The sequence below is a fragment of the Burkholderia sp. Tr-862 genome (assembly GCF_011753085.1).
Lineage (GTDB): Bacteria > Pseudomonadota > Gammaproteobacteria > Burkholderiales > Burkholderiaceae > Burkholderia > Burkholderia ambifaria.
Map to the genome: position 1 here is coordinate 1 of NZ_VWWG01000191.1, position 11,439 is coordinate 11,439.

Annotated in this window: 9 protein-coding genes; 1 reads left to right on the forward strand and 8 read right to left on the reverse strand. The window is 66.9% G+C overall.

Going from position 1 to position 11,439, the window contains the following annotated elements:
* From F3J14_RS30295 to argS, 6 genes are all read right to left on the reverse strand, one after another.
* Positions 1-410 (reverse strand): ATP-binding cassette domain-containing protein (locus F3J14_RS30295; protein WP_166726068.1); only part of this gene is annotated, 410 nt, incomplete at its 3' end.
* Positions 411-600: 190 nt separating this feature from the next.
* Positions 601-2,196 carry an ABC transporter substrate-binding protein gene (locus F3J14_RS30300; protein ID WP_166726069.1) on the reverse strand — a complete coding sequence of 532 codons (1,596 nt, stop codon included), beginning with the start codon at positions 2,194-2,196 and terminating at the stop codon, positions 601-603.
* A 397-nt stretch (positions 2,197-2,593) separates the two neighbouring features.
* Entirely contained in the window at positions 2,594-3,367 is a 774-nt protein-coding gene (locus F3J14_RS30305) for an SDR family oxidoreductase (protein ID WP_006750886.1), read from the reverse strand.
* Positions 3,368-3,386: 19 nt separating this feature from the next.
* Positions 3,387-4,028, reverse strand: a complete 642-nt coding sequence (locus F3J14_RS30310) for a thiol:disulfide interchange protein DsbA/DsbL (RefSeq protein ID WP_166726070.1) — start codon at positions 4,026-4,028, stop codon at positions 3,387-3,389.
* A gap of 69 nt (positions 4,029-4,097) precedes the next feature.
* Positions 4,098-4,997 (reverse strand): SPOR domain-containing protein, encoded by a 900-nt coding sequence (locus tag F3J14_RS30315; protein WP_166726071.1) that lies wholly within the window; start codon positions 4,995-4,997, stop codon positions 4,098-4,100.
* Positions 4,998-5,095: 98 nt separating this feature from the next.
* Complete coding sequence (argS, locus tag F3J14_RS30320; protein ID WP_166726072.1) at positions 5,096-6,877, reverse strand: arginine--tRNA ligase; 1,782 nt, start codon at positions 6,875-6,877, stop codon at positions 5,096-5,098.
* Between the two features lie 201 nt (positions 6,878-7,078).
* On the opposite strand from argS, the gene F3J14_RS30325 reads away from it, so the two are divergent.
* Positions 7,079-7,402, forward strand: coding sequence for a DUF1840 domain-containing protein (locus tag F3J14_RS30325; RefSeq protein ID WP_034176831.1), 324 nt, complete (start codon positions 7,079-7,081; stop codon positions 7,400-7,402).
* Between the two features lie 109 nt (positions 7,403-7,511).
* Here the strand turns inward: F3J14_RS30325 and metH are convergent, their stop codons facing one another.
* The gene (gene metH / locus F3J14_RS30330) at positions 7,512-10,229 is read right to left on the reverse strand and encodes a methionine synthase (protein ID WP_166726073.1); all 2,718 of its coding nucleotides are present in this window, start codon (positions 10,227-10,229) and stop codon (positions 7,512-7,514) included.
* Positions 10,230-10,275: 46 nt separating this feature from the next.
* Entirely contained in the window at positions 10,276-11,343 is a 1,068-nt protein-coding gene (locus tag F3J14_RS30335; RefSeq protein WP_166726074.1) for a homocysteine S-methyltransferase family protein, read from the reverse strand.
* Between the last annotated feature and the right edge of the window lie 96 nt (positions 11,344-11,439).

The following is an 11,439-nucleotide window of genomic DNA, read 5'->3' on the forward strand; positions in this document are numbered from 1 at the left end:
TCGGCCGCGTCGAGCGCCGCGCGCAGCCGCTCGGCGAGGTCCCAGCGATCGCCGATCAGGTCGAAGTCGAGCGCGTGCGCGCGCCCGTCCGCCAGGCGTGCAAGGGCCGCGAGCGGCGCATCGAGCGCGGCGATTTCCGCGACGGTGCGCGTGCCGGCCGGCGCGTCGTCGTGCTGCTGCGCGACGTAGACGACGGGCGTGTGCCGGTCGATGGTGCCCGCGCTAGGCGTGCGCCGGCCCGCGATCAGTTGCGCGAGCAGGCTCTTGCCGACACCGTTGCGGCCGACGATGCCCGTCGGCGTGCGATCGATGGAAAGGTCGAGCGAATCGAACAGCGTGACGCCGTCGTCGAAGCGGAAGGAAACGTGATGAAGCGCGACGAGCGCGCCGGTTGGCGTGGCAGCAGCCATAAGCACCTCCGAAAATGCGTGAAACCCTTCGCGCGGCGTGCGTGGCACGGCGGCGAAAACATTTTTGGGAAGGCTTAGTTGGTCACTTTGGCTGGCGTCCGGTATGAGGAATGAGCGCGCAGTGTAGCAAGCGCGCCGCGCTGGCCGCAAGCGACGGGCCGGGATGCCGTCGCTTGCGCGCCACGCACGGTTACTGCACGGAGACTGCCGTGAAGTTCTGGCGGCCGAACGGGCTGACGTGATAGCCGCTCACGTTCGCGCGCGTGAGCGCGGCCGCGGTCGGGTAGCCGAGCGGAATCCACAGCGCCTGATCGTGGATCACCTTTTGCGCCGATTCGTACAGCTTCGCGCGCTTTGCCTGGTCGGCGGTCGACTTGCCGTCGGCGATCAGCTTGTCGAGCTGCGCGTCGCAGAAGCGCGCGAAGTTGATGCCCGACTTCACGGCGTTGCAGCTGAACAGCGGCGACAGGTAATTGTCCGGATCGCCGTTGTCGCCGGCCCAGCCCATGAACAGCATGTCATGCTGGCCGAGCTTCGCCTGCTTGATCAGCTCGCCCCATTCGATCACCTTCACCTCGGCCTTCACGCCGATCTTCGCGAGGTCGGCCTGCAGCAGTTCCGCGCCGGCCTTCGGGTTCGGGTTCAGCACGCTGCCCGTCGGGCGGGTCCAGATCGTCGTCGAGAAGCCGTTCGGGAAACCGGCCGACGCGAGCAGCTGCTTCGCCTTCGCGGGATCGTACGCATACGGCGCGATGTCCTTCGCGTAGCTCCACGTGTTCGGCGGATACGGGTTGTTCGCGGCGGTCGCCGTGTTGTCGAACACGACCTTCAGGTAGGTCGCGCGGTCGAACGCGAGGTTCAGCGCCTCGCGCACCTTCTCGTTGTCGAGCGGCTTCTTCTGCGTGTTCAGCGCGACGAACGCGGTCATGAACGCGGGCGTCTGCACGACCTTCAGCGCGCTTTCGCCCTTTGCGGCGAGCACGTCCTGCGGCTTCGGCGACAGCGCGATCTGGCATTCGCCGGCCTTCACCTTCTGCATGCGCACGGATGCGTCGGGCGTGATCGCGTAGATCAGCCGGTCGACCTTCGGCTTCGCGCCCCAGTAGGTCGGGTTCACGTCGTAGCGGATCAGCGCGTCCTTCGTGTAGCTCTTCAGCACGAACGGGCCGGTGCCGATCGGCTTCGCGTTCAGGTCGGCCTGCTTGCCGGCCTTCAGCAACTGGTCCGCGTATTCGGCCGAGTAGATCGACGCGAAGCCCATCGTCAGGATCGGCACGAACGTCGCGTTCGGCTCGTTCAGCACGAACTTCACCGTGTTGTCGTCGACCTTCGTGACCGACTTCACGAGCTTCACGAGGCCCATCGACTGCGCGTGCGGAAAGCCGCTCGCGCCGGCCACCTTGTGCCACGGGTTCGCATCGTCAAGCATCCGCGAGAAGGTGAACACGACGTCGTCCGCGTTCAGCGGGCGGCCCGGCTTGAAGTAGTCGGTGGTCTGGAACGCGACGTTCGGGCGCAGGTGGAACGTGTACGTGAGGCCGTCGGCGCTGGCTTCCCATTTGTCGGCGAGCGCCGGCACGACCTTCTTCGCGGCTTCGTCGTACGACACGAGCGTGTTGAAGATCACGTCGGCCGATGCGTTCGTGGTGACGAGCGAGTTGTACTGCACGACGTCGAAGCCGTCCGGGCTCGATTCCGAGCAGACGGTGAGCGGCTTGGCGATGACGAGGCCGGGAGCGGCGAGGGCGGCGGCGAGCGCAGCCGCGGCGAACAGCTTGACGTGCATAGGTTCTCCCACGTGACTTGTGATTTTTGCCGGATGTCGGAATGCATGCGGAATGCAGGCGCGGCCCGGTGATGGGCGGGGCCGGCACGGCTGGCGAATAGCATACCGGCAAAGCGCGCGGCGCGTGAAAAAAGGCGTCGGAACGCGGTGAATTGAGCGAACAACGGCTGCGTTCGCGACGGAATGCGTGTTGGGGCGGCGGTAAAGGAGGGGGGGAGGCGCACGGTTGCGAAGGCAACGTGGGAAGGCGCGGATCAGCGGGCGCGACGGACTCGGCAAGGGGAGTCGCCGCAGCAGCGCGCGGCGAGTGGCGCGGCGGGAACGCAGAAAACCGCGCGGCCGCGACGCCGATGCAGCACCGGTCCGGCACGCACGGCGTGCCGGATGCGCGATGCACTCAGTGCGCCCCGGCCTTCGGCTTGCGCGGCGCCTTCTCGAACAGGCGGTCGTAGAGCCAGCGCGGCAACACGTGCAGCACCTTCGCGACGACGCCCATCTGCCATGGAATCACGCGGAACGCGTGCTGCCGCGCGATCGCCTGCGCGGCGCGGGCCGCGAAGCGATCGGCGTCCATCAGGAACGGCATCCGGTACGGGTTGTGCGCGGTCATCGGCGTGCGGATATAGCCGGGCGCGATCGTCACGACGCCGACGCCGGCCGGGCGCAGCTCGACGCGCAGCGCCTCGAGATACTTGATCGCGGCCGACTTCGACGCGCTGTACGCGCCGGAGCCCGGCAAGCCGCGCACGCCGGCGACGCTCGCGACGCCGACCAGCGTGCCGTGGCGCGCGGCCGTCATCGGGCCGACGAACGGCTCGAACGTCGCGACCATCCCGTAGTAGTTGATGTCCATCACGTCGCGGAACGTGGCGAGGTCGCCCTGGCCCGTGACGGCGCCCTGGCTGATGCCCGCGTTCGCGATCACGACGTCGGGGCAGCCGTGCGCGGCGATGAACGACGCGGCGGCCGTCGCGAGCGCATCGGCGTCGCGCACGTCGGCGCTATAGACGGAGACGGACAGCTTGGGGAAGCGCCGCGCGAACGCATCGAGGGCATCGGTGCGGCGCGCGACGAGAGCGAGCGTGGCGCCCTGGCGGGCGTATTCCTCGGCCATCGCGAGGCCGAGGCCGCTCGACGCGCCGGTGATGAAGACTTTCAGCGGAGTAGTCATGCCGGCGCGCGGGCGGGGATCAGAGCTTCTTGTCCTGAACCTGCTTCACGAGGTAGTCGAGCGCCTGAGCGGTGCCCGGGATGCTGTTCGTGTAAGCCGGGCCCGTCTTGTACTTGCCCTGGACGACGACCGTCGGCACGCCGTCGATCGCGTAGCTCTTCAGCAGCTCGGCCGACTGCTTCACCTGGCCCTGCACGCTGAACGAGTTGTACGCGTCCATGAACTGCTTCTTGTCGACGCCCTGCGTCGCCAGGAAGTCGGCCTGCGCCTGCGGCGTCAGCAGGTAGTTCTTCTGCTTGTGGATCGCGTTGAAGATCGCCGGCGTGACCTTCTCCGAGATGCCGAGCGCGGACACCGCGTAGAACAGCTTCGAGTGCGGGAGGAAATCGTCACGGAACGCGACCGGCACGCGCTTGAAGTCGATGTTGTTGCCCTGCTTCTTCACCCAGGCCTCGATCGTCGGCTCGAATTCGTAGCAGTGCGGGCAGCCGTACCAGAAGAACTCGATGACCTCGACCTTGCCGGCCGGTGCGGACACCGGCTGCGGCGACTTCATCACCTCGAAGTCCTTGCCGGACACCGGCGCGGCGGGCGACGCCTGGGCGAAGCCCGCGGCGGCCAGGCCGAGGGACAGGAGGAGCGTGCTAAGTAGTTTTTTCATGTTGTAAGCGTCGAATCAGTTGCTCGGATTACGAAACGTAACGGGTTCTGCGTGGGCGCGGCCGGTTGCTTACTGCTTCGTGAAGCGGATCACCGCCGTGTCGACACCTGCATCGGACAGGCGCTGACGGGCCGAGTTCATATCCTCGAATTTCGAGAACGGGCCGACGCGCACGCGGAAATAGGTCACGCCGCTGACATCGCGCTTCGACACCTTCGACTCGAAGCCCTGGAAGCCGAGCCGCGCGCGCTGCTGCTCGGCGTCGCCTTCCGTCTTGTACGCGCCGACCTGCAGGAAGTAGCCGGTGTTCGCGTCGTTCGCGGTCGGCGGTTTCGCTGCAGCGGCGGACGTCGCGGATGTCGCGGACGGCGCCGGCTTCGGCGTGTTCGCGGCCAGTTGCTGTTGCTGCTGTTTCTGCGCGGCCGCCTGCTGTGCCTGCTTCTGCGCGGCGAAGCGCGCGAGATCATCCTCGCCGCCTTGCTGCTGTTGCTGCGCCGGTTGCGTCTTCTTCGGCGGCGGCGTGTTGTCGGCCGGCTTCGGCGCGACCGCGACGCCGTTGCCCGACGGCGCATTGTTCGATGCGGGGGTGTTGCTCGAGCCGCTGGAGCCGTTCGCGTTGCCCGACGGCGGCACCTCGACGATCTGCGGTTCGGGCAGCAGGCCGCCCTGGGTCTGGTTCGCGGCCTGGCCGGGCGCGGTGTTGGGCGGCGCGGATTGCGCGGCCTGCGGCACCGGCTGGCCGGGCGTCTTGCCCTGCAGCGCGCGGTTCGGATCGAACTGCTGCGGCTGGCTCGCGCCGGTGTCGGTCGGCGGCGGTGCGACCTTCGACACGAACGGCGACGGCGAACGCGTGATGTAGAGCGCCACCACCACCGCGATCGCGAGGCCAACGATCAGGCCCAGCACGATTCCAAGAAATGTCCCTCCGGCTTGTTTCGATTGCTTCGAAGTTCGGCGTGGTTGTGCCATTGCTTGAGTCACCTGCAAAAAAATCGTGAAAAGGCTGCGACGGGCATCCGGGGGGCAGGCGCTCCTGCCCCGGCCATTCGCTGCCCGGTTCGGGCCGCTTACATCTTGGCGGGCGCGGACACGCCGAGCACCGCCAGACCATTCTCGAGCACCTGCCGGGTCGCGGCGAGGAGCGCGGCGCGTGCGTTGCGCGGTGCTTCGTCGTCGACCAGCACGCGCTCCGCATTGTAGAACGAGTGGAATTCACCAGCGAGATCGCGCAGGTAGAACGCGACCGCATGCGGCGCCAGCTCGTTCGCCGCGTGCGTGAGCATGTCCGGATACTCGGCGAGCTTCTGCATCAGCGACACGGCCTGCGGGCTCGTGAGCTGCGCCAGGTCGGCGCCCGGCAGCTGCGCCACGTCGACGTTGTAGCGCGACTTCAGTTCGTTGAGCACCGAGCAGATGCGCGCATGCGCGTACTGCACGTAATAGACCGGATTCTCGTCGTTCTGTTTCAGCGCGAGGTCGATGTCGAACACGAATTCGGTGTCGGCCTTGCGGGAGATCAGGAAGAAACGGACCGCGTCGCGGCCGCGCGTGATGGTCGCCTCGTCGATCAGGTCGGGTGCCGCTTCCTGGCCCGGCGCCGCGCCGCCCGACCATTCGATCAGGTCGCGCACCGTCACGTAGCTGCCCGCGCGCTTCGACAGCTTCACTTCCTGGCCGTCGCGCATCACGGTGACCATCTTGTGCAGCACGTAGTCGGGATAGCCCTTCGGGATGCCGATGTGCAGACCCTGCAGGCCCGCGCGCACGCGCGCGATCGTGCCGTGGTGGTCCGAGCCCTGGATGTTGATCACCTGCGTGAAGCCGCGCTCCCATTTCGTCACGTGATACGCGACGTCCGGCACGAAGTACGTGTACGTGCCGTCCGACTTGCGCATCACGCGATCCTTGTCGTCGCCTTCGTCGGTCGTGCGCAGCCACAGCGCGCCGTCCTGCTCGTAGGTCATGCCGGCCTTGACCAGCGCGTCGACCGTCTTCTCGACCCGGCCTTCGCTGTACAGCGACGACTCGAGGTAGTACTGGTCGAACTTCACGCCGAACGCCTGCAGATCCATATCCTGCTCGTGTCGCAGGTACGCGACCGCGAACTTGCGGATCGCGTCGAGATCGTCGATGTCGCCCGCACCCGTGACCGGCTCGCCATCCTTCGCGGCGACCGTCTCGCGGTTCAGGTAGTCGCGTGCGATGTCGGCGATGTATTCGCCGTTGTACGCGGCTTCCGGCCAGCCCGCGTCGCCCGGCTTCAGGCCGCGCGCGCGCGCCTGCGTCGAGATCGCCAGGTTGCCGATCTGCACGCCGGCATCGTTGTAGTAGAACTCGCGGTGCACCGCGTAGCCCTGGCTCGCGATCACGTTCGCGAGCACGTCGCCGAGTGCCGCCTGGCGGCCGTGGCCGACGTGCAGCGGGCCGGTCGGGTTGGCCGACACGAATTCGAGCAGCACCTGCTTGCCCTTTTCGCGTTCCGACGTGCCGAACGCGCGGCCCTGCTCGAACACGGCGGCGATCACCGCCTGTTTCGCGGCGGCCGTCAGGCGCAGGTTGATGAAGCCGGGGCCGGCGATTTCGGCTGCGTCGACGAGCCCTTGCGCGGCCGGCTGGGCCGTGAGGGCGGCGACGATCTTCTCGGCGAGCTGGCGCGGGTTCGTGCCGAGCGGCTTGGCGAGCTGCATCGCGACGTTGCACGCGACGTCGCCGTGCGCGGCGACCTTCGGGCGCTCCAGCGTGATGGCCGGGGTGACGAACGCCGAGTCGGCGCCTTTCAGCGCGTGTGCGACCTGCGTGACGCTATCCGCGAGCAGGGCTTCGAGGGTCTGTTTGTGTGCTGGCAGCATGCTGGTAGAAGGCTTCGTTGGTGGCTGCCGGAAACACCGGCCGGCCGGCGCGCTTTTTAAGCGCGCGTTTCAGGGATCGCAGAATTTTAACAGGTGCTAATATGCCGCTCAGGCGCCCCGGCTTCGCGAGGCCGGACGCCGGTCTGCCGGCGTCCCCCCAACCGCGCCGCGCAGGCACAACAAGATGAAAAGGGAATTGTCATGATTACGTTCAAGAGCAAGGCGGCACAGGATCTCGACGTGCTGAAGGATTTCGCCGTGTATGTGCTGGGTCTCGTCGGCAAGCAGCTGGGCGAGCGCGGTGTGATTACGCACGACGAACTGGACCACGCAATCGCCAAGCTGGAAGGCGCGGTCGCGCAGGCGAAGCAGGAGCGCGCCGAGCACGCGGGCCACTTCCACGAGGACGACGTCGACCACGCACACCACGAAGTGCCGCCGAGCCTGGCACAGCGCGTCGCACCCTTCCTCACGATGCTGCGCGAAGCGAAGGCCGGCGAGGCCGACGTGCACTGGGGCTTCTGAGCTTCCTTGCCCGCCCGATCGACAGGTCGGCACGGCAAAAAAAGCCCGCTTTCGAGCGGGCTTTTCATTTCGTCTGATAAAAGGGCGGCTGGCCGCCCGTTTGCATCGCTCAGAGTTGCGGCGCGAGCGCGCGCCGCGCGTCGGCGAGCGACAGCGACATCCGCCGCGCGTAGTCGTCGAGCTGATCCTGCCCGATTTTGCCGACCGAGAAGTACCGGCTGTCCGGATGCGCGAGATAGAAGCCCGACACGCTCGCGGCCGGCAGCATCGCCAGCGATTCGGTCACGCTCATCCCGATTTCCTCCGCATGCAGCGCGGCAAACATGTCGCGCTTCACGAGGTGGTCGGGGCAGGCCGGGTAGCCGGGCGCCGGGCGGATGCCCGCGTACTTTTCGGCAATCAGCGCCTCGTTGTCGAGCGTCTCGCCGCTCGCATAGCCCCACAGCTCGCGGCGCACGCGGGCGTGCATCGCCTCGGCGAACGCTTCCGCGAAGCGGTCGGCGAGTGCCTTCAGCATGATCGCGCTGTAGTCGTCGTGGTCGGCTTCGAACTGCTTTTCCTTCACGTCGACGCCGAGGCCGGCCGTGACCGCGAACATCCCGATGTAGTCGGCGATGCCCGATTCCTTCGGCGCGATGAAGTCCGCGAGCGAGCGGTTCGGGCGCATCACGCCGTCGACCACCGGACGCACGCTCTGCTGGCGCAGGTTGCGCCACGTGAGCAGCACTTCGGAGCGCGAATCGTCGGTGTAGATTTCGATATCGTCGTCGTTGACCGTGTTCGCCGGCAGCAGCGAGATCACGCCGTTCGCGGTGAGCCAGCGGCCCTGGATCAGGCGCGCGAGCATCGACTTCGCGTCGGAGAACACGCGCCGTGCCGATTCGCCGACGATCTCGTCGTTCAGGATCGCCGGGTACGGGCCCGCGAGATCCCAGGTCTGGAAGAACGGGCCCCAGTCGATGTAGTTCGCGAGCTCGTTCAGGTCGTAGTTCTTGAACACGCGGCGGCCGATGAACTTCGGCTTCACGGGCTGGTAGCTCGCCCAGTCGAGCTTCGCCTTGTTCGCGCGCGCCTCGGCGAGCGTGACCATCGGCTGGGCCTTGCGGTTCGCGTGCTGTTCGCGGATCCGTTCGTAATCGGACTTCAGTTCGTCGAGGTACTTCGTCGCGCCTTCGTCCGACAGCAGGCTCGATGCGACCGACACCGAGCGCGATGCGTCGGGCACGTAGACGACCGGGCCTTCGTAGTGCGGCGCGATCTTCACGGCCGTGTGCACGCGCGAAGTCGTCGCACCGCCGATCAGGAGCGGGATCTTCTTCACGCGGAAGTAATCGTCGCGCTGCATTTCGGACGCGACGTACGCCATTTCCTCGAGGCTCGGCGTGATGAGGCCCGACAGCCCGATGATGTCCGCGCCCTCGACCTTCGCCTTCGCGAGGATCTCGTTGCACGGGACCATCACGCCCATGTTGACGACTTCGAAGTTGTTGCACTGGAGCACGACCGACACGATGTTCTTGCCGATGTCGTGCACGTCGCCCTTCACGGTCGCGATGACGATCTTGCCCTTCGCGCGCACGTCGCCGCCCGCTTCCGCGAGCAGCCGTTTTTCTTCCTCGATGAACGGGATCAGGTGCGCGACGGCCTGCTTCATCACGCGCGCCGACTTCACGACCTGCGGCAGGAACATCTTGCCCTGGCCGAACAGGTCGCCGACGACGTTCATCCCGTCCATCAGCGGGCCTTCGATCACGTTGATCGGGCGGCCGCCGGCCGCCGCGATGGCCGCGCGCGCTTCCTCGGTATCCTCGACGATGAAGTTCGTGATCCCGTGCACGAGCGCGTGCGCGAGGCGCTTTTCGACCGGCTGGTTGCGCCACTCGAGGTTCTCTTCCTTCTTCGCGGCGCCGGTCTTGAACTTGTCGGCGATCTCGAGCAGGCGGTCGGTGGAATCCTCGCGGCGGTTCAGGATCACGTCCTCGACCCGCTCGCGCAGTTCCGCGTCGAGATCGGCGTACACGCCGAGCTGGCCCGCGTTCACGATGCCCATGTCCATCCCCGCCTGGATCGCGTGGTACAGGAACACGGTGTGGATCGCCTCGCGCACCGGGTCGTTGCCGCGGAACGAGAACGACACGTTCGACACGCCGCCGCTCACCTTCGCGTACGGCAGGTTCTGCTTGATCCAGCGGGTCGCCTCGATGAAGTCGACCGCGTAGTTGTTGTGCTCCTCGATGCCGGTCGCGACCGCGAAGATGTTCGGGTCGAAGATGATGTCTTCCGGCGGGAAGCCGACTTCGTTCACGAGGAAGTCGTACGAGCGCTTGCAGATCTCGGTCTTGCGCGCATAGGTATCGGCCTGGCCCGTCTCGTCGAACGCCATCACGACCGCCGCCGCGCCGTAGCGGCGGATCAGGTTCGCGTGATGGCGGAACGCTTCCTCGCCTTCCTTCAGCGAGATCGAGTTCACGATCGCCTTGCCTTGCACGCACTTGAGACCGGCCTCGATCACTTCCCACTTCGACGAGTCGATCATGATCGGCACGCGCGCGATGTCCGGCTCGGAGGCGATCAGGTTCAGGAAGCGCACCATCGCCGCCTTCGAATCGAGCATCGCCTCGTCCATGTTGATGTCGATCACCTGCGCGCCGTTCTCGACCTGCTGGCGCGCGACGGCGAGCGCCTCGTCGAACTGGCCGTTCAGGATCATCCGCGCGAACGCCTTCGAGCCGGTGACGTTGGTGCGTTCGCCGACGTTGATGAAGAGCGTCCCGGACGTGACGTTGAACGGCTCGAGGCCGGCAAGGCGCATCATGTGATCGGTCATGGCGGTGCGAATTCGTGTGAGGTAGGGCGGGCGTTGGGGCGGTCGGTCAGGCGGCGTCGCTGTAGTGGCTCGGCCAGCGGCGCGGTTTCACGTCGGCGAGCGCCTTCGCGATCTCGGCGATGTGCTCGGGTGTCGTGCCGCAGCAGCCGCCCGCGAGGTTCACGAGCCCGGCTTGCGCGAATTCCTTCAGCAGGCCCGACGTGACGTCCGGCGTCTCGTCGAAACCGGTGTCGCTCATCGGGTTCGGCAGGCCCGCGTTCGGGTAGCACGACACGTAGGTGTCGCACAGCTTCGCGAGCTCGGCGATGTACGGGCGCATCAGCGCCGCGCCGAGCGCGCAGTTCAGGCCGAACGTGAGCGGCTTCGCGTGGCGCAGCGAATTCCAGAACGCCTCGACCGTCTGGCCCGACAGGATGCGGCCCGAGGCGTCGGTCACGGTGCCCGAGATCATGATCGGCAGGCGCTCGCCGGTGTCTTCGAACAATTCGTCGAGCGCGAACAGCGCGGCCTTCGCGTTCAGCGTGTCGAAGATCGTCTCGACGAGGAACAGGTCGACGCCGCCGTCGAGCAGCGCCTTCGCCTGCTGGTAATACGCGCTGCGCAGTTCGTCGAACGTGACGTTGCGCGCGCCCGGGTCGTTGACGTCCGGCGAGATGCTCGCTGTCTTCGGCGTCGGCCCGATCGCGCCCGCGACGAAGCGGGGTTTGTCGGGCGTGGCATAACGCACGGCCGATTCGCGCGCGAGCCGCGCCGATTCGACGTTCATCTCGACGACGAGGTCTTCCATCCCGTAGTCGGCCTGCGCGACCGTCGTCGCGCCGAACGTGTTGGTTTCGACGATGTCCGCACCGGCCGCGAAGTACTGGTCGTGGATCTCGCGGATGATCTGCGGCTGCGTGAGCGACAGCAGCTCGTTGTTGCCCTTGATGTCGCGCGGGAAGTCCTTGAAGCGCTCGCCGCGATAGGCGGCCTCGTCGAGTTTGTAGCGCTGGATCATCGTGCCCATCGCGCCGTCGAGGATCAGGATGCGCGATTTCAGCAGCACGGGCAGTTCGGCGCCGCGCGTGTAGGGCGCGTCGAGCGGGACGGAAGCAGCGAGAGGGGTCGCAGACATGGCGGAAGACCGGCGAAGACGGGAAAAGCGTCATTGTAGCCGGTGCGCCGGGGCGCCGCCCGGCCTCGCGCGGCGCGGGCAGCGGCGCCGGCGCGA